The organism is Candidatus Enterococcus myersii (assembly GCF_017316025.1).
Taxonomy (GTDB): Bacteria; Bacillota; Bacilli; order Lactobacillales; family Enterococcaceae; genus Enterococcus_C; species Enterococcus_C montenegrensis.
The window spans coordinates 195526-222350 of sequence record NZ_JAFLVT010000006.1; the positions used below are offsets into that span (position 1 = coordinate 195526).

General features: G+C 39.0%; 24 protein-coding genes and 1 other annotated feature. Of the genes, 16 read left to right on the forward strand and 8 right to left on the reverse strand.

Features of this window, described 5'->3' with window-relative positions:
- Positions 1-207: 207 nt before the first annotated feature.
- Positions 208-414 carry a hypothetical protein gene (locus tag JZO76_RS04790; protein WP_206903035.1) on the reverse strand — a complete coding sequence of 69 codons (207 nt, stop codon included), beginning with the start codon at positions 412-414 and terminating at the stop codon, positions 208-210.
- A gap of 291 nt (positions 415-705) precedes the next feature.
- On the opposite strand from JZO76_RS04790, the gene JZO76_RS04795 reads away from it, so the two are divergent.
- A complete protein-coding gene (locus JZO76_RS04795) occupies positions 706-1137 on the forward strand; it encodes a GNAT family N-acetyltransferase (protein WP_206903036.1) in 432 nt (143 codons plus the stop codon).
- A gap of 89 nt (positions 1138-1226) precedes the next feature.
- Here the strand turns inward: JZO76_RS04795 and JZO76_RS04800 are convergent, their stop codons facing one another.
- Together JZO76_RS04800 and JZO76_RS04805 are read right to left on the reverse strand one after the other, a co-directional pair.
- Entirely contained in the window at positions 1227-1973 is a 747-nt protein-coding gene (locus tag JZO76_RS04800; RefSeq protein ID WP_206903037.1) for a YibE/F family protein, read from the reverse strand.
- A complete protein-coding gene (locus tag JZO76_RS04805) occupies positions 1970-2995 on the reverse strand; it encodes a YibE/F family protein (protein WP_206903038.1) in 1026 nt (341 codons plus the stop codon). Before JZO76_RS04805 ends, JZO76_RS04800 begins: the two co-directional genes overlap by 4 nt.
- Before the next feature lie 303 nt (positions 2996-3298).
- On the opposite strand from JZO76_RS04805, the gene JZO76_RS04810 reads away from it, so the two are divergent.
- The 5 genes from JZO76_RS04810 to JZO76_RS04830 all read left to right on the forward strand — a co-directional run bounded on the left by JZO76_RS04810 (position 3299) and on the right by JZO76_RS04830 (position 8296).
- Complete coding sequence (locus tag JZO76_RS04810) at positions 3299-3778, forward strand: PTS sugar transporter subunit IIA (RefSeq protein WP_206903039.1); 480 nt, start codon at positions 3299-3301, stop codon at positions 3776-3778.
- Positions 3779-3862: 84 nt separating this feature from the next.
- Positions 3863-4696, forward strand: a complete 834-nt coding sequence (locus tag JZO76_RS04815; protein WP_206903040.1) for a PRD domain-containing protein — start codon at positions 3863-3865, stop codon at positions 4694-4696.
- A 217-nt stretch (positions 4697-4913) separates the two neighbouring features.
- Positions 4914-6518, forward strand: coding sequence for a maltose/glucose-specific PTS transporter subunit IIBC (gene malX, locus JZO76_RS04820; protein ID WP_206903041.1), 1605 nt, complete (start codon positions 4914-4916; stop codon positions 6516-6518).
- Positions 6515-7708, forward strand: a complete 1194-nt coding sequence (locus JZO76_RS04825) for a MalY/PatB family protein (protein WP_206903042.1) — start codon at positions 6515-6517, stop codon at positions 7706-7708. The genes malX and JZO76_RS04825 overlap by 4 nt, the downstream gene beginning before the upstream one ends.
- Before the next feature lie 180 nt (positions 7709-7888).
- A complete protein-coding gene (locus JZO76_RS04830; RefSeq protein WP_206903043.1) occupies positions 7889-8296 on the forward strand; it encodes a DUF4809 family protein in 408 nt (135 codons plus the stop codon).
- 272 nt (positions 8297-8568) lie between these two features.
- On the opposite strand, the gene JZO76_RS04835 is transcribed toward JZO76_RS04830, so the two are convergent.
- Positions 8569-8718, reverse strand: a complete 150-nt coding sequence (locus JZO76_RS04835) for a hypothetical protein (protein ID WP_173102006.1) — start codon at positions 8716-8718, stop codon at positions 8569-8571.
- Positions 8719-9117: 399 nt separating this feature from the next.
- On the opposite strand from JZO76_RS04835, the gene JZO76_RS04840 reads away from it, so the two are divergent.
- Positions 9118-10317, forward strand: a complete 1200-nt coding sequence (locus JZO76_RS04840) for an MFS transporter (protein WP_206903044.1) — start codon at positions 9118-9120, stop codon at positions 10315-10317.
- 340 nt (positions 10318-10657) lie between these two features.
- Complete coding sequence (locus JZO76_RS04845; RefSeq protein WP_206903045.1) at positions 10658-13201, forward strand: HAD-IC family P-type ATPase; 2544 nt, start codon at positions 10658-10660, stop codon at positions 13199-13201.
- Here JZO76_RS04845 and JZO76_RS04850 read toward each other — a convergent pair whose 3' ends face one another.
- Positions 13202-14641 carry a helix-turn-helix domain-containing protein gene (locus JZO76_RS04850; protein ID WP_206903071.1) on the reverse strand — a complete coding sequence of 480 codons (1440 nt, stop codon included), beginning with the start codon at positions 14639-14641 and terminating at the stop codon, positions 13202-13204.
- Between the two features lie 470 nt (positions 14642-15111).
- Between JZO76_RS04850 and JZO76_RS04855 the strand changes: the two genes are divergently transcribed.
- Positions 15112-16314 (forward strand): MFS transporter, encoded by a 1203-nt coding sequence (locus JZO76_RS04855; RefSeq protein ID WP_206903046.1) that lies wholly within the window; start codon positions 15112-15114, stop codon positions 16312-16314.
- A 56-nt stretch (positions 16315-16370) separates the two neighbouring features.
- On the opposite strand, the gene JZO76_RS04860 is transcribed toward JZO76_RS04855, so the two are convergent.
- The gene (locus tag JZO76_RS04860; protein WP_206903047.1) at positions 16371-16673 is read right to left on the reverse strand and encodes a hypothetical protein; all 303 of its coding nucleotides are present in this window, start codon (positions 16671-16673) and stop codon (positions 16371-16373) included.
- Positions 16674-16972: 299 nt separating this feature from the next.
- Here JZO76_RS04860 and JZO76_RS04865 point away from each other — a divergent pair, with 299 nt between their 5' ends.
- Both JZO76_RS04865 and JZO76_RS04870 read left to right on the forward strand, forming a co-directional pair.
- On the forward strand, positions 16973-17263 hold the full coding sequence (locus JZO76_RS04865; protein WP_206903048.1) for a hypothetical protein: 291 nt from the start codon (positions 16973-16975) through the stop codon (positions 17261-17263).
- Positions 17264-17376: 113 nt separating this feature from the next.
- Positions 17377-17694 (forward strand): hypothetical protein, encoded by a 318-nt coding sequence (locus tag JZO76_RS04870; protein ID WP_206903049.1) that lies wholly within the window; start codon positions 17377-17379, stop codon positions 17692-17694.
- Positions 17695-18225: 531 nt separating this feature from the next.
- Here the strand turns inward: JZO76_RS04870 and JZO76_RS04875 are convergent.
- Together JZO76_RS04875 and proB are read right to left on the reverse strand one after the other, a co-directional pair.
- Complete coding sequence (locus JZO76_RS04875) at positions 18226-19473, reverse strand: glutamate-5-semialdehyde dehydrogenase (protein WP_206903050.1); 1248 nt, start codon at positions 19471-19473, stop codon at positions 18226-18228.
- Between the two features lie 200 nt (positions 19474-19673).
- Complete coding sequence (proB, locus tag JZO76_RS04880; protein WP_206903051.1) at positions 19674-20477, reverse strand: glutamate 5-kinase; 804 nt, start codon at positions 20475-20477, stop codon at positions 19674-19676.
- Positions 20478-21115: 638 nt separating this feature from the next.
- Here proB and JZO76_RS04885 point away from each other — a divergent pair.
- The 5 genes from JZO76_RS04885 to gltX all read left to right on the forward strand — a co-directional run bounded on the left by JZO76_RS04885 (position 21116) and on the right by gltX (position 26381).
- Positions 21116-21628 (forward strand): dUTP diphosphatase, encoded by a 513-nt coding sequence (locus tag JZO76_RS04885; RefSeq protein WP_206903052.1) that lies wholly within the window; start codon positions 21116-21118, stop codon positions 21626-21628.
- A 62-nt stretch (positions 21629-21690) separates the two neighbouring features.
- Positions 21691-23061 (forward strand): DNA repair protein RadA, encoded by a 1371-nt coding sequence (gene radA / locus JZO76_RS04890; protein WP_206903053.1) that lies wholly within the window; start codon positions 21691-21693, stop codon positions 23059-23061.
- Positions 23062-23195: 134 nt separating this feature from the next.
- Positions 23196-24434: a PIN/TRAM domain-containing protein gene (locus JZO76_RS04895; protein ID WP_206903054.1), complete on the forward strand. Its 1239-nt coding sequence runs from the start codon at positions 23196-23198 to the stop codon at positions 24432-24434.
- Positions 24427-24927: a 2-C-methyl-D-erythritol 2,4-cyclodiphosphate synthase gene (ispF, locus tag JZO76_RS04900; protein WP_206903072.1), complete on the forward strand. Its 501-nt coding sequence runs from the start codon at positions 24427-24429 to the stop codon at positions 24925-24927. The genes JZO76_RS04895 and ispF overlap by 8 nt, the downstream gene beginning before the upstream one ends.
- Positions 24924-26381, forward strand: a complete 1458-nt coding sequence (gene gltX / locus JZO76_RS04905) for a glutamate--tRNA ligase (RefSeq protein WP_206903055.1) — start codon at positions 24924-24926, stop codon at positions 26379-26381. Before ispF ends, gltX begins: the two co-directional genes overlap by 4 nt.
- Positions 26382-26449: 68 nt before the next feature.
- Positions 26450-26650 (forward strand) — a binding site (T-box leader).
- The last annotated feature ends 175 nt before the right edge of the window (positions 26651-26825 follow it).

The following is a 26825-nucleotide window of genomic DNA, read 5'->3' on the forward strand; positions in this document are numbered from 1 at the left end:
CAGAAATTTCAAGAAATTTGAGAGACAATTTATTGAAATTCCGCTTTATTGCTTGAGAGTTGACCGAGCGCGAAAAGCTTTTCTAATTGTCTAGCTTAACGAACTAGCTCCCTTCGGCCTTAAGCAGAAATTTCAAGAAATTTGAGAGACAATTTATTGAAATTCCATCTTAATGCTCAGAAGCTAAACGAGTTCGTAAAGCTTTTCTTAGTAATAGCGGCGGTTGTTGCGTTTTGTAGAAGTGCCGGTTAAAAAGCGGACGATCACAATTGCAATTAATAACGGAATCCCAAAACGAAAGACCAATGCAATTAATGAACCTGCAATCCCCAACACTAAATTCAAAATGATCCCTGCGACAAAAAGGAAACCAATAAACATCAAAATGCGCATTAACATTGAATTATTTTCCATAATAACTCCTCCATTTATTTAAAAGCTTGCGTCAGCTGCCAAAAGTGATTCTAAAACCAACTTTTCCTGTTCGTAAGTAGCTAGCGGCTCTCTTTTTTTCTATGGATTTATCATAGCAAGGATAACGGTTGTTTTAATCGGCCAAAAGTCCGATATTTTCCTCAGACTATGTGCGGAAAATCTTAGTGCTGCGTTTACTTTAGTAAAAAGGAGTTAAATTTTTGCTTCGGCGTTTTTTTTGTTATGCTAAAGCTAAGCGAAAAAAATTACAAAAAGAAAGTAGGTTTTTTCATGGAACTAAAGCTTGGCAATGAAAACTTTCAACGGGCGGCAAGTTGTTTTATCCGCATGGAAGTCTTTGTTTTGGAACGAAATATTCCGTTAGCAGAAGAGTTTGACAATCTCGATACACCGGAACGTGTTTATGCGGTTGTCTACGATGAAAATTTGCCAGTCGCAACTGGTCGAATTGTTATTGAAGATGAAAAAACGATTCGTCCTACGCGAATCGCTACTTTAAAAGCGTATCGCAAACAAAATTTAGGAGCCAAGATCATGAAAGCAATCGAAGCTTATGGGGTGAAAAATGGCTATATTCATTCTTTGGTGCATGCCGAACAGACGGCGGTTGGTTTTTATCAAAAATTAGGCTACAAGATTTGTTCGGATATTTATTATGAGGATGGTGTACCTTGTCAATCATTGGAAAAAGCTTTGGTTTAAGTTTGATTTCAATTTTTGACAAGCTGGTTAAAAAGTGGGAAAAGCGGTGCTATCGGCTTTTCCCACTTTTTTATTTGACGCTGCTGCGGTTAGCGGGTAAAAAATTTTGCGCCAAAATAAGCAGTGAAAGGTAGTGTGGCCACTGTCATAATTCCAGCTAAAATACTAATCACAAGCTCTGCCACAAAAGCTTTGGCGTTAATGAGTGTTTCAAAAGAATAGTGCAAATCACTAAACCAAAAAATTAAAGCGAGGTTATTGGCGACAAAAGCAAAGAAGAGGGTATGAATACTGGAACCTAAAATTTCTTTAACAACTTTCATGCTTGATTGAAAAAGCGCAGTGGCAGATAAAAGCTGCCCTTGATAGCGTAACTCATAAAGTGAGCTTGCCACCGCCATGCTCGCATCGATCACAGCACCAGCCATACTCATAATAATTAAAACTGCCGTGAGAGCTTGATATGAAATGGGGACAGCAAAGTTCATCGTCGCCAGTTCGTCGATTTCTTCAGGCGTGAAACCAGCAATGGCAATGCTTTTTGTTAAGAGTGGAATCAGTAAAATCATCAACGTAAATGTTATGACCGAGCAGAAAAAAGCGAGTTTGGTCTTTGGATTAAAACCATTCGTATAAAATAAAATAATTCCCGTCAATGCTAGCAAAACGACAAGAAAAATCGGCAGAACAGCAAAGTTGCGACTGATTAAATAAATAGCCACTAAAAATAGACATAATGTCATAAAAATGCCGGTAATTAAGTAAAAAGCGGGTTTTCCTAAAATCAAAAAACTTAAGAGACAAAGAATAAAAAAGAGAAAAAGTAAAACATTCACGCTTTGCGCCTCCTTTCAAAAATAACACATAAAAGACTTGCGGGAATGGAAAGCAAGATGGTAAAGGCACCACAAAAAGCGCGCAATAATTCCAGGGATAAATGAAGCTGTAACGTCGCGACAAATGGCCAGCCATTTTTTAAATAAAAGACCAGCATGGGAATTGAACCGCTCAAATATGCAAATAATAAAACATTAATCATCGAAGATGTGACATCTTGGGCAATGCGCTGTCCAGAGCGTAACAATTCTTTTTGGGTGATGGTGGGTTGTTGATAGATAAGTTCTTTTAATGACGACACCAATGTCACCACCATATCAACAGCTGCGCCAATCCCACCAACAAGTAAGCTTCCATAAAAAACACCTAAATAAGGACGCGTTAAAAATTGCATCTCCTCAAAGCGGATGCCGTTGTTCTCAAAAGCCTTTAAAGCTAGAAAACAAATCAAAAAGCCCCCCAAGACAATGCCGCAAGTTGTGATGATTAAATCACTGCGAAAAGCCTTGATGCCGTAATTGGCCAAAAAGGTAATGATAATGGAGCAGACACCGTAAATAAACATCAAGCCTAATGTTGGTATCTGTAAAAACGAGGTATCTAATTTTAGTAAGGCAAAAAGCAATGCCAAGTTCAGTAATAGCCCTAAGAGTGCCCTCATGCCGGCTACTTCTCCTAAAATCAAAACAAAGCCCAAAAAAATCAATAAAAGACAGACAACGATCCCGTCTTGTTTTTCTGTAATTATTTCTTCTTTGTTGTGATTAAGTAAAAGCTGTTGCCCTTGTTTGAAATCAATTGTAAGGGCAGAAACGGCATTGGTATCCACTTTAATTGTGATATTTTCCTGGTGATGATTGACTAAACGGCCAGAGATCGTAAGCTGATTATCTTGTTTTTGAACATCTTTCACTTTTAAAATAGGCGCTTGATATAAAAGTCCACTATAGTGTTGCACGGCAATGCCAAGTGTAATCGCGCCAATGATCAGCAAAAGCAGTGCAATAAATTTCTTCTTCACAAAAATTTACTCCCTTCTTTTAAGGAATACTAAAAATATACACCTTGCAATTAGTGGTTACAAATGTCGCAATTGTCATTTGAATGAAGATACATGTTATTTTTCATGGGGTGAGTAGAAAATAGAGGTAAAGGACGAAAAAAATAGGAGCACGTATTCTTATATGCGTTATTTTTATTATTTCAACCCAATAAATCATGTTCTAGCAATCAAAATTAAAAAACACGAACCATTTTTATCTTGCATAATCTGAAACCGCATACTATACTTGTTACAAACTTTTTAGGAAAGTAGGAAATTGAAATGTTCTTCAATAAAAAGAAAAAAAGTGAAACAATTTATAATCCGATTAATGGTACTTTAAAAGAATTAGCACAGGTTAGTGATCCAGTATTCTCAGAAAAAATGATGGGGGACGGTTTTGCGGTAACGCCAAAATCAGGGGTATTATATTCACCAGTAAATGGGACAGTATCAAGTGTTTTTCCGACAAAACACGCTCTTGGGATCACCACTAAAAATGGTTTAGATGTCCTAATTCACATTGGCATTGACACAGTAGAGTTAAATGGCGCCCCGTTTGAAATTTTCGTAAAAGAAGGCCAAAGCGTTACACCAGAAACAAAATTAGCGACGATTAATTTGCCTCTTTTAGCTGAAAAAGAAAAAGAAAATGATGTGATGGTGATTTTTACTAACATGGATGCCATCAAGTCAATTGAATTAAAAATAACAGGAGATTCAAATTTTGCAACTGAAATTGGAACGGTGGTAACGAAATAACTGTACCAGTACAGTTATCAAAAAGATGTTGACACCGTTTTCAAATTCTGTTAAATTGAGCATGCAGAACAGAAAGGGACCGTCATGAAAGTTATTAAAGTACTGAACAATAGTGCGGCAATCGTCTTAGATGACGATCATGAAGCAATTGTGATTGGCAATGGCCTTTCTTTCGGCAAAAAAAGTGGTGATGAAGTTGATCCGTTAAAAGTTGAGCGGAAATTTGTTGCCAATACGAACCAAATCGACGAGAAATTCCAAAAACTATTTGAAAAGATCAGTTATGAAGAGTCAAGTCTGGCTTTTGAGATTATTGAATATTTCAAAGAACAATTGGATTATCCGCTAAATGATCTAATTTATCTTTCGTTAGCAGATCACATCAGCTTCGCTATTGAACGTGCCAAGACAGGTGTTTATCTGCCTAACGCGGTACTTCATGAAGTACAGATGTTTTATCCAGCGGAATATCGGTTAGGGGCGTGGGCAGTTTTGCTTTTGAATGAAAGGGCCCAAGTTAATTTACAAGCAGATGAAGCGGGTTTTATTGCGCTGCATATCATTAACGCTCGCTGGCAGGCAGACAAGACGCACTCCGAGCAAGATTTTAACAAAATAATTCGTGATTTGATCGCAATTCTAAATGAAACCTATCAACAAGATTTCAAGCACGACAGTATTAATTATCATCGCTTGGTGACGCATCTGAAATATTTCTTATTACGGGAATTTGGGATGCAGCAGCAGGCAAAAGTAGATGATTTCGGTTATTTTGATCAAGTCATTAATGATTTTCCCCAGGCTTATGCCGGGGCTGAAAAAATCGCCAAATATTTGGAGACGTTTTTTAACCACAAAGTACCAAAAGAAGAAAAGGTCTTTTTGACCATTCATATTAATCGCATTCTTCAAAACTAGAGTGTTACTATTCGGTAGGCAAGATCTAGTCAGAAGGGTTTCTAAAGCGCAGTGACGACTGCTGTCTTTAGGCTACCTTCTGACTAGGTCTTTTTATATTTCACTTTTTAAAGCGGTTACTTTTATTGTTGCATGCCAATTTTGAGTAAGTAAAAAAGTGGAAAAGCTGTTTTAAAAAATTTGAAAAAGTGAGCAATCAAAATTAGGAGGAAAGAAAATGAGCAACGCAGCGACAGTATCACGATCACTTAGGACGAAAGTTTTAAGCTTTTTACAAGAGTTGGGGAAAACCTTCATGTTCCCCGTTTCAACACTAGCTTTTATGGGGATTTTAGTCGGGTTAGGCAGTTCGGTAACTTCAGAGGCAATGATTGAAAAATTACCTTTTTTAGGTAATGATATTATTCAATTTATTTTTAGTTTTATGAATACAGTTGGTGGCTTTGGTTTTACTTATTTGCCAGTTATGTTTGCCATGGCAATTCCCTTTGGAATGTGCAAACGCAATAAAGGTGTAGGCGCCATTTCAGCTTTTGCCGGTTATGTGGCCATGAATTTATCCATTAACTTTTTGTTGAATTATCGCGGTGAATTAGCAGATGCTGCTAGTATGAAAATTGCCGGCCAAAACATGGTCTTAGGTATTCAAAGTATTGAAATGGGCGTTTTAGGTGGGATTATTGTTGGTCTAATCGTCTATCTATTGCAAGAAAAATTCCAAGATATTCGCTTACCAGATGCCTTTTCTTTCTTTGGCGGTATTCGCTTTATTCCAATTGTTAGCGTTTTAGTTTTGGGCTTGGTTGGCTTAGTGGTACCTTTTACTTGGCCAGTATTGCAATCGGGCATTGAAGCATTGGGCAATGGGATTCAAGGTGCGGGTATTTTCGGGCCGTTCTTATATGGGTTAGGCGTATTATTATTAAAACCTTTTGGGATGCATCATATTTTACTTGCATTGGTTCGTTTCACAGAAGCCGGCGGGACTCAAGTTGTTGACGGCAAGCCAATTTCAGGGGCATTGAATATTTTTTATGCCCAATTAAATGCAGGAGAAGCGATATCTCACCAAGCAACTGCTTTTCTTTCACAAGGTTTCATGCCAACCTTTATGTTTGGTTTACCTGCCATTTGTTTAGCGATTTATTTAACTGCCTATAAGAAAAATCGTCCGGGCATTAAGGGCATTTTAATTTCAGCAGTTTTAGTGGCGGTTGTTACCGGAATTTCAGAACCAACTGAATTCTTGTTCTTATTCTTAGCACCAGGATTGTATTTATTCCACTCCGTTATGTCTGGGGCAGCGTTGATGGTAATGAGTCTAATCGGTGTAAATATCGGCAACACCGACGGCGGGATTTTAGATTGGTTGATTTTTGGGATCATGCAAGGCAATGAAACAAAATGGTACTTGTTGATTCCAGTAGGGATCATTTGGTTTGCTGTTTACTTCTTTGTTTTTCGTTGGTACATTTTGAAACACAATTTAGAAACACCTGGACGGGAAAAAGAAGAGGAAGTTACGTTGGCAGATGGTGTCACAGCAAAACCCAAAACATTTACAAAAGGCAACGGGATTTACGATCCAGGTATTATTTTGGACGCTCTAGGTGGCAGTGCCAATGTTACCAGCTTGGATAATTGTGTTACGCGTTTACGCCTGCAATTAAAAGATAAGAGCTTGATGGATAAAGCAACCTTGAAAAAAGCGGGTGCTTTGGCAATTGTAGAATTAGATGATCACAATGTCCAAGTGGTTATTGGTGCCCAAGTACAGACGGTGAAAAACGGGATTGAAGAAATTATGGTGAGCCCAGCATGATGAAAGTTGACTATCAATTTGACCAAATGGCAGATCGCACCATTGACCACGCGAGAAAATGGGATCAAAAAATTATTCAAAGTAAATATCCTGGTACGCCAAAAGACTGTATTCCGATGTGGATTGCGGATATGGATTTTCCGGCAGCGCCAGAAATTAACGCAGCCTTTATGAAAATTGCACAAAATGGCGCATACGGCTACACCTATGCTTACGATGAATTTTATGAGGCGGTCATTAATTGGCATAAACGCCGCCACAATAATCAAGTTAAAAAAGAATGGATTACCTTATCTTATGGGACTGTTTCGACCATTCATTATTTGTATCAAGCTTTTTGCCAACCCAATGAGGCGGTGATCATGAACACACCTGTTTACGATCCATTTCGTTATGCCGCAGAGCATAACGGGAATAATGTGGTGGCCAACACGCTTAAAATCGTCAATGGGCAATATGAAATTGATTACACTTTATTAGAAGAACAATTACGCACCAAACGACCACGGGTTTTCTTATTTTGTTCCCCGCATAACCCCTCTGGTCGCGTGTGGCACATAGAAGAAATTGAAAAAGTGGCCAAATTATGTCGCCAATACGGCACAATTTTTGTCAGTGATGAAGTGCATTCAGAAATTATTCTAACTGGAAAATTTGTTTCGGCTTTGCAGCTGCCAAAAGAATACCACGATAATCTGATCGTGTTGACATCTCCTAACAAAGGTTTTAACTTAGGCGGTTTGAAAACTTCTTATTCCATTATTCCAAATGAAAAATTGCGGCAGGTATTTCGTCATCGTTTGGAAATGAATTCCATTACTTCGCCGAATTTATTCGGGATTGTAGGAATCATTACCGCCTACAATGAATGTGAAGATTGGCTGGAAGCTATGACGGACTACATTCGCGAAAACTACCGCTACACCAAAGCTTTTATTGCCGAAAATTTGCCGGGCTGGGAATTAATGGAAATGAGTGCTTCCTACTTGCCGTGGATTGATATTTCCAAAACCGGCAAAACTGCCTTAGAGATTGTCGAACCATTGGCAAAAAGCGGGGGTGTCATTATTGAACCGGGAACCAATTATGCCAGTGACGGTGAAAATTTTGTCCGCTTAAATATCGGCACACCAAGAGGAATTTTAGCAGAAGCGCTAGAGCGTATGAAAGTTTTTGTTGCGCAAAACTAAGCCACATATCTAAGCAAGATCCGTCTTTTAGTCGTAAAATTAGTTTAAAAACTGATTTTACGACTAAAAGCGGATTGTTTTTTTAGCGTGTAAGCAAACGAAAAAATCTGCTATTCAAAAAAATAAAGGGCGGTATAATAAAACAAAATTATCTGTATCAGTAAAAAAGGAGTAATGCACATGAAAGCAGTAATCACCAGCGAAGAGTTTTATACCCAAGGAGGCTGCAATGCTTGTCAGCCTTTTACCATGGCGACGTATGATTTAACTTTTGAAGATGGCACGATCACCTCGTTAGAAGAATTGGACATGGCGTCTTTAATGATGGCGTTGGCGCAAAAAAACCAGTGGCGGCAAAGCTATGTAGAGGATGATTTTGACGATATCCTAATTTATCAAAAAGGCGATAGGAAAATTGCGGTCAAAGAAACACCGCGAAAAATCACCTTTCAAACTCAGAAAGAAAAGAAAACTTTCGATAAAAAAAACTGCGATCTAACGGCTTTATTTGCTCAAGTCAACGAGATCTCTACCGGGCTTTTCAATTTGGAAAAAACAGAATTTGAAGTGAAGCCTTTAGAAAAATAAAAATAGCGACAAGACAAATAAAAAGGCTCTGGATTAGTAGTTGGGATTATCTTTATGTCTCAGCTGATAACCTAGAGCTTTTTGAGACTTAAAAAGATAAAATTTCACCCTTAGTCTGCTTGTTTGAAAGGTAGCCTGCTTTATTATCGAGTCGGCTTTTTTCCAAAGGGAACTTAGCAAATTTAAAATTTTAGACAACAAAAAAGCACCTGCACATAAATTTGCAGCTGCTTTTTAAGAATAACTGGAATCTTCCATGGGATTTGAACTCCTTATGCAGATTTTTGTAATTCTTGAACCGCTTGTTCAATCGTTACACCGGTAGCAAAGTGGTTACTGTTGCGTTGGTCAAAAACGATAAACAAGTTCAACTTGGTGTCTAAAGTTACCCGATAAGGTACTTGTGTGTTATAGAATGTCATATTCATTCTCCTTTCTTTTGTTTGCTTACGAAAGGCAACTAAGTTGATAACGAAATTCCACTGTTATCATACTGCCATTTCAGAAAATTTTCAAACTTAACGCTTGCATCCTTAAAGACACTGTTGAAAATGTGTACATGCTTTTTCTTTACGGTAAATCAAAACGTTGCAAATTTTTAGCGAAGCTAGCGAATCTTTTATTGCGTTTTTTATTAGTCACAATATTATGGCTGATGCCATGAGGATAATTTTACAAGCGCTGGCAAATAAGAGCTGACAGGATTTTTTACAAAAGCTAAGAAAGTCTTTTGCATTGCTGAAAGCTGTGCTACAGTCAAAGTAAGCGATTTTAAAAAAATGAAGTTCACGTGTCGTGGGAACTTTTGTCTAGGAGATCAAATGAAAAATTATCAACAAACGATTTACGCCTGTTTTTTGGCTTACATCGTGCAAGCGGTCGTCAATAATTTTGCCCCATTATTATTTTTAACTTTTCAAACACAGTTTCATATTCCCTTAACCCAAATTACGCTTTTGGTGACCTTCAATTTCTTATTGCAATTAATCATAGATTTTGCGGCAATCTTTTTTGTGGATAAAATTGGCTATCGCATTTCCATTGTGGCAGCACATCTTTTTGCTGGTGCGGGGTTAGTGGGATTGGCGCTTTTTCCAATAATTTTTGCCACACCTTTTATCGCGCTGTTGGCTGCGGTGAGTTTATATGCGATTGGGGGCGGCTTATTAGAAGTACTAGTGAGTCCAATTGTAGAAGCCTGTCCAACAGATCATAAAGAGAAAACCATGAGTTTACTGCATTCCTTTTATTGCTGGGGTGTTGTTGGCGTCGTGGGACTTTCCACTTTTTTCATTGCCTTTTTAGGGATTGAAAACTGGCCTTATTTGGCTGTGATATGGGCAATTTTGCCTTTTTGTAATGCGTTGTTTTTTACCAAAGTACCGCTTCGTCCTTTAGTAGCAGAAGGCGCGGGGCTCAGTATTAAAGCATTATTCAAGTTGAAAAGCTTCTGGTTATTTCTTGGTTTGATGGTTTGTGCTGGTGCAAGTGAGCAGTCGGTTAGTCAATGGGCCTCAACTTTTGCTGAAAAAGGGTTGCACGTTTCAAAAGTGGTGGGAGATTTAGCTGGCCCTTTATTATTTGCTTTTATGATGGGACTATCCCGCATTTTTTATGGGAAATATGGTCATAAATTAGCGTTGCAGCGTTTTATGACGATCAGTGGTATTTTATGTGTGGCATCGTATTTGTTAATCGGTCTTTCCACCAGTGCGCCTTTTGGCTTTTTGGGTTGTGCGTTAAGTGGTTTGGCAGTGGGCATTATGTGGCCGGGCACGTTTAGTTTGACGGCCAGAACGATTCCAAATGGCGGCACAGCTTTATTTGCCTATTTAGCTTTGGCGGGAGATTTGGGCTGTTCCATCGGGCCAACGGTAGTGGGCTTTGTTTCTGCTGCGGCGGACAATCAGCTGCGGTTTGGTATTTTAGGCGGCATTATTTTTCCGGTTGGTTTAGTGGTCGGCGTCTATTTATTAAGACAAATGTACCGACGGCGAAAGGTGATTGTCCTACAAGATTAACCTGAAAAGTTGGCGCAAAGTAGCAAGTATACTAAACTGTTTTTTTTAAGATCTGTGACCAACAGGGCGCAGGTCTTTTTTTGTTTGGGATCATTTTTTTTAGCTAACTTTCAGCAAAGGCTGCGGCACATTTTTTTCAGTTGCCACTGAAATTATCGGCGGTTTAAAAATTTTTTTCTCCCTATAATAAGGGTATCAACAAATAAAGCAGCAAAAAAAAGTGAGTTTTACTTGGCACAACTGCGATGAACTTGCCTAAAAAGAAAGGGCATCATAAAAGTCAGTCGGCTAGAACTTGCCATTAGCAAGTGCTTAAAATATTTATTAGGAGGATATGCCAATGAAATGGTATCAATTAACGACCCAACAAGTTTTACAAAAATTCAACAGTACCCCTGCTGGCTTAACAAAAAATCGCCAACAGCAGCTAGCAAAATATGGTGAAAACAAAATTGCAGAAAGTAAGCAGGTAAAACCTTGGCAAAAGTTTTTAAAACATTTTACGGATTTACTGATGCTCGTCTTGCTCTTTGCGGCAATTTTAAAATTTGTGACCGGCGACTATGTTGAAGGCAGCATTATTTTACTTGTCGTAGTGGTGAATGGTTTTGTCGGCTACTGGCAAGAGCGCAAAGCCGAAGAATCTTTGGATGGCTTAAAGCAGATGATGAGTCAAGAGGCAGTAGTTTTGATTGACGGACAAAAAGAAACGATCGCAACAACTTCCATTGTGCCCGGAGATATCGTCTATTTAAAAGCAGGGGATGTGGTACCTGCGGACTTACGCTTAGTGGAAGTCCATGAGCTCGTAGTAGAAGAAGCGATTTTAACCGGTGAATCTGAAGCAGTAGAAAAAAATGAAGACGCAATTTCCCAAGAAGTAATGGCGGGTGATCAAAAGAACATGGTCTTTTCTGGGACGTTGGTGCAAGCAGGATCGGCATTGGCAGTTGCGGTTGCAACCGGCAATGACACAGAAATTGGCAAAATTAATCAGGCGTTGCAGTCTGTTACAGGTACCACGACACCGCTCGTTCGAAAAATGCATCAGCTAAATAAGCAAATCTTCCGCGGCATTATGGTGTTGATTTTATTTCTAGTGTTCTTTACGACACTTCTATACGGTATGGAAATGAACATATTGTTTTCTGCTATGATTGCTTTAATTGTTGCCATGATTCCAGAAGGATTACCGGCAGTTTTGACGATGATTTTATCTTTAGGGGTAAAAGAGATGGCCGAAGAAAATGCGATCATCAAAAGCATGCCTTCAGTCGAAACATTAGGATCTATGACGGTGATTTGTTCAGATAAAACCGGAACGTTAACCAAAAATGAAATGACTGTAGTCAAAACCAGCAGCAATGATGAATCTTTACTCATGGAGATTATGAATAACTGTCAAGATTTGAAGTTGCAAGACGATCAAGCGGTCGCACAATTAAAGGGGAATCCTACTGAATTAGCTTTGTTGCAGTATGTGGCGGCTGAAAATTTGACTTTGAAAAAGCAAATTGGCAAATTACCCTTTAGCTCTAGCTACAAATATATGGCAACATTACATCCGTTTTCGGCAACAGAAAATATCGTCTTTGTAAAAGGCGCACCAGAAGTTTTACTGGCTAAAGCACAGTTACCGCAAGCAGATGTAACCGCGTGGCAAAAAAAGGCATCCAAATTGGCAAAAAAAGGGCAACGGGTCTTGGCCTTTGCGGCTAAAAAAATAGATGCCCAAATAGAATTGACCCACGAGGTTTTAACGAAGCTTGATTTTGTTGGCATTGCTGGGATCATCGATCCGCCAAAAGAAAGTGCCATTCGCGCTGTAAAAGAAACCCAAGCAGCAAAAATTACAGTTAAAATGATTACCGGTGATCACAAAGATACCGCCCAAGCGATAGGAAAAGAAATTGGGCTAAAACATACGGATCAAGTTTTAGAAGGAATTGAGATTGATCAATTAACCGATGAGCAATTGGCTCAAGTCGTGACAAAAGTGGATGTTTTTGCCCGCACTACGCCTAATCACAAGTTGCGTATTGTCACGGCGTTACAAAATAATGGTGAAGTTGTGGGGATGACCGGTGACGGAGTGAATGACGCGCCAGCCTTAAAAAAAGCGGATATTGGGATTGCAATGGGGATCAAAGGAAGTGAAGTCACAAAGCAGGCCGCGGATATGGTTTTAGCAGATGATAATTTCCATACGATTGCCAAAGCAGTAAAAGAAGGACGCCGTATTTTTGATAACTTGAAAAAAACCATCAACTTTTTCTTACCATCGGCCTTATCACAAGGGTTGATCGTCGTCATTGCTTTATTATTAAATCAGCCGTTACCCCTGACACCCGTACAGATTTTATGGGTCAATATGGTGACAACCATCACCCTTTCGTATGCATTAGGTTTTGAAAAAGCCAGCAAAGACACGATGAATCGTCCGCCGCGAGCAGCAAATGAAGGTATCTTAAATGGTTACAGTCTGTTTCGAATTGTGTATGTTTCCTGCGTGATCGTCCTGCCAGCCTACTTTATTGCTTTGCAATTTGAAGGGACCGCATTACAGCAGACGATTTTATTACAAACGATTGTCATGTCACAGGCGGTATATATGTTAAATTGCCGCGAATTGTTAAATCCGGCCATTAATAAAAGTATGCTGCAAAATAAAGCGTTGTTTATTTCGCTAGCCCTCTTGTTGGTGCTGCAAACAACCGTGGTCTTTGCACCATTTGCGCAGAATTTAATCGGTACAACCAGCTTGAATTTAACCCAACAATTACTCGTCTTAACAAACGTCGCTGTTTTATTTGGGATTGTTGAAATAGAAAAGTGGCTGACCAGGCGCTGGGTTAAAAGTTTCGCTGTTCAAGACGTAAGCTAACTATAAATAACTTTCATAAGTGAGCTCGGCTAATTGGCGGAGCTCATTTTTGGTTGGGGTAGTTGAGATATAAAAAACCGGCAGTGGCGCTTTATCTAAAGGGAAGTTAGAAACAATCAAATCTTTAAACCCAAAGTGTAAGATCTTTAAATCTGTTACTTCAATGGTTTTTAAAATAATACGCTTACCTAAATAGTTATTGAGTTCTTGTTCCACAAAGGTTTTCCAAGCCGGCTCACTTTGGAAAAGAAAATAAAGTGTTCGCGTTTTTTTATCCAGTGAAAAAAGAGCCTGTTGTTGCAAAAGGGCCATTAAATGAAGCAGGTAGGCCGGTTCTTTTTTTGCGGGCAATCCTTTTGTGTGTTGGTGTAGCAAAGCTAAATTTTCTTGGTACAAATTAGTAGTTGCTGTTATTTGTTTTGGCAGTGCTTTTTGATAATCTGATTCAAACTGAGCGGATAATTCAGGGGACTCGTCATATTTTAAAAGCAATAGTAGCAAGTTTTCTGCTAATAAAGTATCTTTTAGGGATGGTTCTTGTAATTTTAAGGCTAATTGCTGCACGAATTCTTTTATAGCTGTTCTTAAATTCGCGTAGTTTTCTTGCAATGTTTTCTTTAGCTTCACACCAAAGGTATTGTTATAATTCCAGCTTTCCAAAAAGCAGAAAAAAGCAAAAAATAATTCATTTTGTTGCAAATAGACCCCTTCTTTTTGATAAAGATCTTTTAACAAGGGGATATAAAGGGAAAATAAGGGATCGGTTTGAAAAGAAATTTGATTAATGGCACAGCCCGCTTTATTGCGGATTGTGTTAATGAAAAACCAGCAAACACCAAAAATTTCTTCTGTTTCAGCCTTAATCTGGGCTTTTGAAACGTGATTTAAAAAATCAAAATAATGGCTTTCGTGGACAGCATAATCGACAAAGAAATAATTATTATGGGTAAAAGGGACTAAGAGACGGTGATAAAAAAGGCGAATACTACTTTCTGCTCCCAGAAAAGTGGCCTGTGTACTAGTCAATTTAATTTGTAAGTGATAATCCTTTAAAGCGGTGTTTACTTTGCGCGTATGACGTTTTAGCGTTTCATAGGAGACACCGGTCTGGCGCAAAAAAGGTTTGACGGCTAAATCAGGCTGAAACAACAGTGCTTTAATGAATTGCACACTAATGGAATGAGGCAAGAAAACCTCCCACAGCTCATTTGTTAAGGCGTCTTTTTGAGGTTTTAAGGCGATGCCTGCACTATCTGTTTTAATTTGCCAATTGGCCGGTAAATTTTCCCGCATGATTTGTAAATCGGCAAAAACAGTTCGCTCAGTCGTGTCAATGTGCTGTGCCAATTTTTTAGCAGTGATTTGCGGCTGCTGGAGTAACTGCTCCAATAGCCGAATTTGGCGGTGCAAGTCCTTTTCAGTAATAATCTTTTTTAACATCGAATACATTTTCCCCACCTCCTTTTTTTAGCATACGGAGAAAAAAATGCTGCGTCAAGGTAGAGCAAAGAGAAGTAAATACCGCAGGAAAATCATTGTATAAATCTTCACAAACAAAGAAGAAAATCACTTGTTTTTTTATTAGAAGAAAAAAAGTTTAATGAGATTTTTGCTATGTGTAATTAAGGTTAATTTTCTGAAAGTTTTCTGGGGCAATGACGTAAACTGATTTACTTTAAAAAACAAAACCTAACATGGAAATGTCAGAAGCGCCTTGTTTTTCTGCCAAATAAGGGTAAAATCTTTTAAAAATCCCACGCACCTTCAGCCGTTTATGGCGCGTTAGAAAAATAATGATGTGAAAAAAATTGGCCGCGGTAAAACGCCACAAATTTTTTTTGCCCAAAATTCCTTCTACTGTCGTAAATAAATGCTAAATGTCAGCGTCGGATTTAAGAAAGGTGTTTTTTATGTCAAAATATCAACGAAAAGTATTGGTTTCTACCTCAGCGGGGATTGCTCTAGAAAATATGGATATCATGTTTTTATCCTTCTCCTTGTCGACTATGATTACAACTTTTGGCATCACAGGCACCCAAGCTGGCTTTATCTCTACGATTACCAATATTGGTATGTTAGTAGGGGGCATTATTTTCGGTATTTTAGCCGACAAATTTGGTCGCGTTAAAGTTTTCTCGCAAACCGTTATTATTTTTTCATTAGCTTCGGTATTAATGTTTTTTGCTTCAAATATTTATCTCGTTTATCTTTTCCGTTTTATTGCTGGTATTGGTGCCGGTGGTGAATACGGCGCTTGTATGTCACTTATTTCAGAGACTTTTTCGAAGAAACATCTGGGACGCGCAACCTCAACGGCTGCAATTGGCGCGCAAGTAGGGGCTATTTTGGCCGCCGTTTTAGCTTCTCTTATCATTCCACTGCTAGGTTGGAAAATGCTATACGTGATTGGGGTTATCCCTGTTCTTTTGGTTTTGGATATTCGCAAAGGGCTAAAAGAACCAGAATCATTTGCAGCGAGTCACAAAGATAAAAGCGCAGGAAAATTCTCACTTCTTTTTGCTGACAAAGCAACAGCCTGGCAAACAGTTGGTTTAAGTTTAATGGTCACAGTACAAATTGCTGGTTATTTTGGTTTAATGAACTGGCTGCCTTCTATTATGCAAAAGCAGCTGCACTTGTCTGTTTCTGGTTCTTCTTTGTGGATGATTAGTACAATTTTAGGCATGTGTCTTGGGATGATGACCTTTGGCACGGTGATGGATAAATTAGGCTCTCGTTTAGCCTATGGCGTATTTTTGATTTGCTCGTCTGCTTCCGTCTTTTTAATTGTTTTAGCCCACGATAAATGGACGTTACTAGCAGCAGCGGTAATTGTCGGCTACTTCATTAATGGCATGTACGGCGGTTATGGTGCGATTATCAGTAGCTTATATCCTACCACGATTCGGGCGACAGCCAATAATTTCATCATGAACGTTGGTCGGGCAATTGGTGGTTTTTCATCGGTTGTAATTGGCTTTTTGATGGATCACTATTCCTTGGTGACCGTGATTATTTTCTTGTCGGTCATCTATTTACTTAGTTTAGCCGTGATGCTGACGTTACCAGGCTTAAAAGCCATGCATTCACAAGCAACAGCACCAGAACATTAAAATAAATAGTCCGGCGTATCTGTCTACTTCAATAGTCAGCACGTCGGTTTTTTTATTCAGATTTTTTTCATTTTTTTAAAACGAAGCACAATTAAAGAACAAAAACTAATCGCGGCGACAATAAAGAAAATCGTTACCTGTTCCCTGTGACCGTGAAATGTAAAATACCAATCACTCCATTTAAAATGGAGGTCAAACCACCACCAAATCGTATCGAATACATAGCAGATAATTGTGACAGCTAATAAAAAGTAGTCTATTTTTTGAAAGGGAACTTTCCAGGTCAGTCCCAGTAAAAATCCCATTCCCACTAAAGTAATAAAAATCACAAATAGGCCTTCACTCACAGAATATGTCATTTTATTTCCTTTCTTATGCCTGTTAGTAAGAATTTGTTACGTTTAAGAGACAATGTTTCACATGAAACAATTGTAACCTCTTTTGCCTGCAATTACGAAAATTAGAAAAGAAATCGGTATTATTTTTAAAATCTGATTAAAGAAATTTATTGCTGAATTTTATTTTGTTTGCGATTAAATCAATATTTTTTATTTTATTTAAAATTTTGACAGCTGACAAATGAATTTAAGATTAGAAAAAGTCTAATCTTTTTGTTACAATAAATGAAGATGAATTTAAAAGTGAAAGGGGTGGTAGCATGAGTAAATTGTTAACGAGTTTTTTAGTGCTTTTCGCATTGAATATTGGTGGGAATTTTGTTATCCCAACCACACAAGTGCTACCAGAAGCTACAGTGTTGAACAATACAGTAGAGAATACTACTAATCCGACACTTAAGACGCCGCCGGTTTTATCCCCCCACGTTGAACCGAACCTAAATCAAAGAGCAGGCAGTAAATTTACGGGCAAAAGCTTGCGTAATATTTTTGCTTTTGGCTTAGGCAGCATTCTGGCATTATTAGCAATTTGGCGGCAACGTAAAAACTAAATTTTACCCCACCAAGGCAAAGAATTCGGGGAAACAAGGCAGATACGTTATACTCTGGCTAAATAATATTGGCTTGAAGGGTTAGTTGGGTCAAATAGAAAAGGGCTGCTGAAATGGATACGTTATATCAAAAATTAATTCAAATTATTGAAGAAGAATTGCAAGAAAAAGGTAAAACATACACCGTGGGCAAGTTTACTGGTTTGGGCTGGCTATTTCCGCTAAAAGCTGATGGCGTACCTAAAGTTTCTTTAAAACAGTATGAAAAGACGGTAAATTTGTATTTATTCCCTAAAGAAGCGGGAGAACCCTTATTACCCAAATATGAGGATGTCTTTAAAAAAAGCAACATGGGTAAAAGTTGCTTGCGCTTAAAAAAATTGGATGCAAAAAAAATTGCAGCCATTCGTAGCTTGTTGCAAAAGGTTTAAGCTTGAATTTAAAAATTAAAAAACACGAAAAATTTGTATCATATCCGCAAAAAGCAGCCTTTAAAGCTCACTTTTTGAAGGGTAGTACAATTTTTTCGTGTTTTTTGTTGAAAATCACAGGATTAAACTTAATTTTTGCGGACTAAACGCGTTTGTCTTGCTTTTTTAATCTAGTTTTTTAAACGAACTCCCTACGGCATTAAGTTAAAATCCCAAGAAATTTGAAGAACAATTTATTGGAATTTCATCTTAATGCTTGGCAGTTAAGCGCGTTTAAAAAGCCTTTTTATGTCTAGCAATACAAACTAGTCCTCTGCGGTATTAAGTCAAAATCTGAAGAAATCTGATAAGCGATTTATTCAGATTCTGCCTTAATACTTGCGGACTAAACGCGTTTGTCTTGCTTTTCTAATCTAGTTTTTTAAACGAACTCCCTACGGCATTAAGTTAAAATCCCAAGAAATTTGAAGAACAATTTATTGGAATTTCATCTTAATGCTTGGCAGTTAAGCACGTTTAAAAAGCCTTTTTTTATTCCCGGATTTGGCCGTCGCCGTAGATGATGTATTTGGTAGAGGTTAACTCTTCTAAGCCCATTGGCCCGCGGGCGTGTAGTTTTTGGGTGGAAATGCCAATTTCAGCACCAAAGCCAAAGACAAAACCATCGGTAAAGCGGGTTGAAGCATTCACATAAACTGCGGCTGCGTCTACTTCGTTTAAGAATTTTTGGCTAGCGAAGTAATTATCCGTGATAATTGCTTCTGAGTGTTTGGTATTGTAGCGATTAATATGATCAATGGCTTCATCGATGGAATCCACGACTTTAACAGCCATAATGTAGTCCAAATATTCTGTTGACCAGTCTTCTTCTTTGGCCGCAACGGCTTGTGGTAAGTAGGCGATTGCTCTTTTATCAGCGTGTAACTCAACGTTATGTTCTGCTAATTTGGCCGCAATTTTTGGCAAAAATTCGGCGGCAACGTCCTGGTGAATTAGTAAGGTTTCAGCAGCGTTACAAACAGAAGGTCGTTGTGTTTTGGCGTTGTCGGTAATTTTTATCGCCATTTCCAATTGCGCATCTTTATCCACGTAGATATGATTGTTTCCAGTGCCAGTTTCGATTACGGGTACTGTTGCTGTTTCTTTGACGCGGCGAATGAGGCCTGCGCCGCCACGAGGAATCAAAACATCTAAGTATTCGGTTAGCCGCATCATTTGGTTGGCGACATCATGGCTTGTGTCAGAGACAAATTGCACCGCATTTTCATCAACACCAGCACTTTTTAAGGCGTTTTGTAACACAGCTACTAAAATCTGGTTGGAATAAAAGGCTTCTTTGCCACCACGTAAAATCACAGCGTTGCCGGTTTTAAAACACAAACTCGCTGCATCGGTGGTCACATTTGGCCGTGATTCGTAAATGATGCCGATGACCCCTAAAGGCACTTTTTGACGCCCAATCATCAAACCATCCGTATTTTTCCACATTTTTTCCACTTCACCAATTGGATCAGCCAATGAAATAACTTGGCGGATACCGCTCGCCATTTCCTCAATACGCTGGCTAGTTAAGCGCAAGCGATCTTGCATCACAGCTGAGATACCGTTATCACTTGCGTTGTCCAAGTCTTTTTGATTGGCAGCTAAAATATCTGTCTTATTAGCCAAAAGCGCTTGTGCCATTAATTCCAATAATTCATTTTTGCGTGTTGTGGACATGAGTGCCAATTGCCGGGAACTTTTTTTAGCCTGTTGCCCTAAAACGGTTAAATCAAACATGTTTTTCCTCCTTTTAGCGTTTTTACAGCATGCCTTTTTATTTTTTGTCACGTAGATAGTCAAACTGTTTACTCGGTTGCCATTATTATAGAACCTTTTATGCAAAATGCGAGCAAGTTTACTTGAAAGCATAAGTTCTAGTAAAAAGAAAGTCGCAAAGGTAGTGTTACTAGCAGGATATTTTAGTTAGCCAATAAAGGTTAGGCCCGGCAAAAAAGCGTGCCGATTTGCTTGCCGGCTAAAATATCGAAAATAACTTGTGGTTTCTGGCCGTTAGCCAAAACCATGGCACTGTCAGTGGCTAAAATTCGCTTTGCAGCATTTAATTTACTGATCATACCGCCAGTGCCGAATTTCGAGCCCTTATCACCAGCGAAATCCCAAATTTCCGGTGTTATTTCGTGGATGGCATGAAATAAAATCGCGTTTTTATTTTTGGCAGGATTGCCAGAATAAAATCCGTCAATATCAGACAGCATCACCAATAAGTCCCCTTTAACAAGCTGGGTTACAATGGCTGAAAGCTGGTCGTTATCGCCAAATTTGGTTTGATGATCCAATTCATCAATAGCGACAGTATCGTTTTCGTTGATGATGGGAATAATCCCCATTTTTAAGAGCTGTTCCAAGGTGTTGACCACATTTTTGCGACTTTCGGGAAATTCGACAATGTCTCGGGTTAGTAACACTTGGGCGGTCTGCTGGCTGTAGGTCAAAAAACGCTGATTGTAAATGTTCATCAATTCTGCTTGCCCCACCGCGGCTACGGCCTGTTGTTCTGGAATTGTGGCGGGGCGTTCTTTTAGGTGAAGCTTATTCATCCCCACGCCGATTGCGCCAGAAGAAACCAAGACGACTTCTTTGTCTCTATTTTTTAAGTCCGTTAAAACAAAAGCCAATTGATCAATGCCAGCTAAATTAATATTGCCGTTGGGATAAATCAGGGAGCTGGTACCGATTTTAATGACAATCCGCTGAGCGGTTTTTAAAAATTCACGTTCCATATCATTACTCCTTGTGAAGTTGTAGGTAAAGGCAGTGTAGGAAAAAATTTTTGCCGCGTCTGCGTTGCGCTCTTATTTTAGCAACAACCAATTGCAAGTAGACGTAAGCTTGATTTAAAATCCTAATTTACCGCTAGTTTTTATTCATTGTACTTGGTTTTGTTAAAAATTTCACCTGTTGTTTTCCTAAAACGATCGTCTTTATGGGTCATTTTTGTTTTTTTCTCTCGGGATAAAAGCTAAATTTTACGATCTTAAAAAACGAATTTTTACAGATGAAAAATAAGAAAGAAATAAGTTTAAGGACTGATTTTTGAAGATTATATGGAATTTGCGAAATTTTTCGTATTATTGTTTTGAATTCATAAAAAAATGCGCTAATTATGCTAAAATAACGTTATGTAAAATAAGCAGATTTGCAAGAGGTTGGGACAGAAGTGTTCAGCTTTTAAACCAAGACGGGGATTTTTCAAAAATTGTTCCACAAATTTTTGTGAAATTTCCTCTTGTTGCCAAAAAAGCTATTTCTGGACCACCGTTTATCCGTAAATAGGGGCTGTAATTATATTAATGTCACAGCTTCCTGTAAAGATTAAAAAAATATTTTTCATTTGATTGCAATTTTAGGAGGTACTCATTTGCGTACACGAGGTTTTGAAGTAGTTTCACATTTTTTAGATCAAGATATTTCCTTGCCAAAGCGGGCAACCAATCATGCGGCAGGTTATGATTTTGAAGCGGCCCAAGATGTTGTCATTCCAAGTATTTGGCACGAAGGTTTAGTAAGCGGGCTAAAAGCCTTGAAAGCTGCTAAAGATGGCGGCAAATTTTTGAAGCCTGTTTTAGTTCCGACCGGAATTAAGGCTTACATGGGACAAGAAGAATTTTTACAGTTGGCTAATCGTTCTAGCAATCCGTTAAAACGCTTTTTGGTTTTAACCAATGGTGTCGGGGTTATTGATAGTGATTACTATGATAATCCTGATAATGAAGGGCATATTATGTTTCAATTCACTAACTTTGGTCTATCAGATGTCGTAATTAAAAAAGGCGAGCGAATTGGGCAGGGGATTTTCTTGCCATTTCTAAAAGCTGACCAAGATGACACTGCATCTGTGCGTACGGGTGGTTTTGGTTCATCAAATAAGTAAAAAGACACGTTTAGTACAGGGGGAATGCCTCTGGTATGCTAAAATAAAATGGAGGGATGATTGTGGCTAAAAAGCCAAAAGTCCAATTTGAATGTCAACATTGCGGCTATATCTCACCAAAATATCTCGGTAAATGTCCCAATTGCGGTAGTTGGAATTCAATGGTGGAAGTGGTCATCCAAGATACAACAGATCGCCGCGTGCGTACCAGTTTAACTGGTGAGAAAACGAAACCTACGAAAATTGCCGATGTTATCCCCAAAAAAGAACCACGGGTTAAAACGAAATTAGCAGAATTAAACCGTGTTTTAGGTGGCGGTGTGGTGCCGGGCTCGATGGTGTTAATCGGCGGGGACCCCGGCATTGGGAAATCAACGTTGCTCTTGCAAGTTTCGCAGCAGTTGGCAGAATCAGGTGGAAAAGTGTTATATGTTTCCGGTGAAGAAAGTGCCGAGCAAATAAAAATGCGGGCCGAACGTTTGGGCTCCATTAACACCGAATTTTATTTGTACGCGGAAACAGATATGCACGAAATTTCCCGCGCGATTGAAAATTTAGCCCCAGATTATGTCATCATCGACTCGATTCAAACCATGACACAGCCCGACGTGACCAGCGTGGCCGGAAGTGTCTCACAAGTGCGGGAAACAACGGCTGAATTGTTAAAAATCGCCAAGTCCAATGGTATTGCTATTTTTATTGTTGGTCACGTGACAAAAGAAGGCTCCATTGCCGGGCCCAGAATGTTAGAGCATATGGTGGATACCGTTTTGTATTTTGAAGGCGAAAAGCATCACACGTTCCGCATTTTGCGGGCCGTAAAAAATCGTTTTGGTTCCACCAATGAAATTGGTATTTTTGAAATGCATGAAGATGGCTTGCATGAAGTGGCCAATCCTTCCCAAGTTTTCTTGGAGGAGCGTTTGGCGGGCGCCACAGGTTCTGCGATTGTGGTAGCGATGGAAGGCAGTCGTCCAATTTTAGTTGAAATTCAAGCACTGGTCACACCGACGATGTTTGGCAATGCCAAGCGCACCACTACCGGACTGGATTTCAATCGCGTTTCCTTAATCATGGCTGTTTTAGAAAAACGCGCCGGACTATTGTTGCAAAATCAAGATGCCTACTTGAAAGCCGCCGGTGGTGTGAAATTAAATGAACCAGCCATTGATTTGGCTGTTGCAGTAGCAATTGCATCTAGCTACAAGGAAAAAGGCACCAGCCCAACGGAATGTTTTATTGGTGAGATTGGTTTAACCGGTGAAATTAGACGGGTATCCAATATTGAACAGCGGGTCAAAGAAGTACAAAAGCTGGGCTTTACCAAAGTTTACTTGCCTAAAAATAATTTAAGCGGTTGGGATGCACCAAAAGGTATTCAAGTTGTCGGTGTTGCAACACTAGCAGAAACATTAAAAAAAGTTTTTAGTTAAAAATTGTTATAGTCTTCTTTCTGGCTGCAAGTTAAGAAAGTCGCACTGATTTTGAAAAGGTAGGCAGATGAGATTGCTTTTTCATCTTTTTATCTTTTCTAATTCAGTAGCAAAAAAATCGGAGGAGTTTTGTTATGCAACGACGGATCATTATCTTATTAATGATCGTAGCTGGCGCAAGTTTGGGAGCTTCATTTTTACCCATGGCGTGGGATACGATCGGAATGACCGGCAATCAGTGGCTCAACAATCCCTTTACCAACATTTTGATTGGCGCAATTATTTTCTTTTTATTCGCGTTGGTATTGGAGCGTTATATTTCTGCTGGCTTGTCTTATATTGAGAAAAAATTAAGTGAAATTAGTCTAACCTATCTGCTTTTTGGTGCGATTGGGACGATTATCGGCTTGATGATTGGGATGATTATTTCAATTCCTTTGTACAATTTGAATATTCCTTTTGTGACGAGTTTCTTGCCGTTTTTCGTGATGATTTTACTGGGTTATTTTGGTTTTCAAGTGGGGGTAACACGAATTGACGAGTGGAAGAAAATTTTCACACCGAAATCCAAGAAAACAGAAGAAACCCAACAACAAATTTTAGAACGTAAAGCAGGGGATACTTTTCATCGCTATAAGATTTTGGATACAAGTGTCATTATCGACGGTCGCATTTACGACATTGCCAAAACCGGATTTTTAGAAGGGACACTTTTAATTCCTAATTTTGTTTTATACGAATTGCAATATATTGCCGACTCTGGTGATAGTCTAAAACGGGTGCGGGGACGCCGCGGCTTGGATATTTTGAATGCTTTACAAAAAGAAGAAGATATTTCAGTTGAGATGTATGATGGTGACTTTGAAGATATTCAAGAAGTTGACAGCAAATTGATTAAACTAGCTAAACTTTTGGATGGGGTCGTAGTCACAAATGATTACAACTTAAACAAAGTCGCTGAGTTTCAAAATGTTCCGGTTTTAAATATCAATGCGTTAGCCAATGCGGTTAAACCAGTCGTTATTCCAGGGGAAACAATGGATGTCTTGTTAGTTAAAGCCGGCACTGAGCGCCAACAAGGGGTTGCGTATTTAGATGACGGCACGATGGTTGTCGTAGAAGATGGCCAGCACTATATGAATGAACGAATCAAAGTCGTGGTCACAAGTGCCTTACAAACGGCCGCTGGTCGCATGATTTTTGCTAAACCGGCACATTCTGGTCGTGGTATTGATGACGTGAAGCCAGAAAATGCAGCCGAAGCAGAAGATGCAGCTAACACAAATAACAATCCGACAAATAATGGCAGTCAAAATCAAAACAGTCAAAATGGCAATCAAAAAAATCGGAATAAAGGCCGCAAAAATGCTTAGAATTGGGCAAGGCTATGATTTACATCCCTTGGTGAAAGGACGGCCGTTAATTTTAGGTGGCATCCAAATTACCCACCCGCAAAAGCTCGGTTTAGCTGGGGTGACCGATGGGGATTGTTTGACCCATGCGATTATTGACGCACTTTTAGGAGCGACAGGTTTAGGCGATATCGGTCAGATGTTTCCTGCTAGTGATCCTACAGTAAAAAATGCCGCTTCCACCAAACTATTGACGATAGTTTTGCAAAAAGCGTGGTCGCTTGGCTTTACTATTCACAATATTGATTGTACAATTCTAGCTGAACAGCCGAAACTTGCGGACTCTATTCCCAAAATGCGGCAAGTGCTTTGTGAAATTTGTCAGTTAGAAGAAAATCAGCTTAGTATTAAAGCCACAACAATGGAACAATTAGGGCCTGTTGGTCGCAATGAAGCGATTGCGGCGCTGGCTGTTACCCTACTTGAAAATAACTCGAAGGAAGCGATTAGATGACTAAAATCCGCGTGCGTTACGCACCAAGCCCAACTGGACACTTACACATTGGTAATGCCAGAACAGCGCTATTCAACTATTTATTTGCCCGCCATAATGGTGGAGATTTCATTATCCGCATTGAAGATACGGATACAAAGCGTAACATTGCAGACGGCGAAAAAAGCCAATTGGATAATTTAAAATGGTTGGGAATGAACTGGGATGAATCTCCAGCAAATCCGGGGGAATACGGCCCTTATCGTCAATCAGAAAGAGCCGATATTTACCAACCGCTAATTGATCAATTACTTGCTTCAAACCGGGCGTATAAATGTTACTGTACCCCTGAAGAATTAGAAGAAGAAAGAGAAGCGCAACGTGCTCGTGGCGAAATGCCTCATTACTCTGGTAAATGTGCAAACTTAACGCCAGAAGAACAAGCAAAAAAAGAAGCAGAAGGTTTAAAACCAGTTATTCGTTTCCGCGTACCCAAAAATACTGAATATCAATTTCACGATATGGTGAAAGGTGAAATCACCTTTGAATCGGATAATGTCGGCGGCGACTTTGTTATTCAAAAACGTGATGGCATGCCAACTTACAACTTTGCCGTTGCTGTGGATGATCATTTGATGAAAATCACCCACGTTTTACGGGGGGATGATCATATCGCCAACACACCAAAACAATTAATGATTTATGAAGCATTTGGCTGGAAAGCACCAGAATTTGGCCATATGACCTTAATTATTAATTCTGAAACTGGTAAAAAATTAAGCAAACGGGACGAATCGATTCTACAATTTATCGAACAATACCGTGAATTAGGCTACTTGCCAGAAGCTATGTTTAACTTTATTGCTTTATTAGGTTGGTCACCAGTAGGCGAAGATGAAATTTTTAGCCAAGACGAATTGATTAAAATGTTTGATCCAAATCGTTTGAGCAAATCGCCAGCAGCTTTTGATGCCAAAAAATTAGAATGGGTCAACAACCACTACATTAAAGCAATGGACTTAGACGTTTTAACAGATATGTGCCTACCTTACCTTAAAAAAGCTGGACGTATAGCAGAAGATCTATCTGCTGAAGACATGGAGCGGGTGAAAAAAATCGTAGCCTTGTATCAACCACAAATGAGTTATGCTGCGCAAATCGTTGAATTGTCTGAATTGTTCTTTACAGAACATCCTGTTTTAGACGATGCTGCAAAAGAAGTTTTAGCAGGAGAAACAGTACCACAAGTACTGACAGCCTTTAAAGCAAAACTTGAAGCAATGGCTACTGTGGATGCACCAAGTGTCAAAGCAGCAATTAAAGAAGTACAAAAAGAAACTGGTGTAAAAGGTAAAAATCTATTTATGCCAATCCGAGTTGCCGTTTCTGGTCAAACACATGGTCCAGAATTACCAGATACTGTTGAACTTTTAGGTAGAAAAAAAGCGCTAGCACATTTACAACAAGTTTTATAAAATAAACTTTTAGCCTGCGGGATGCAACTAGTTAATCCCAGGCAGGAAAGTGCTCGTTTCAGTTGAATAATAGTGCGTTGATCAGACGAAGTACTGCGGAATTTTCTAAAGAGAGGCTACAACTGGTGGAAAGTAGCTGAAATGAGGCAGGAAATGCACCTGGGAGCAAGCTTTAAGCCGTTTTGTGGACGTTACCCACCGATAAGGAACAAAGTGTAGGCATTCCTTTGTTCAAATGAAAGTGGAACCACGCCAAAAGCGTCTTTTAAGTAAGGAAACTTATTTAAAGGGCGCTTTTTTTACGATAAGAAAAGTATAAAAATTTCAGTTGGCTCATTTTCTAAACGAGCTATTAAAACATCTAAAAAACGAGTTCAAAACAACCTGCTAGCTCGGCAGTAAGAAAAATAGTTTCAATGATAAAAAACATCATTGCATCTATTT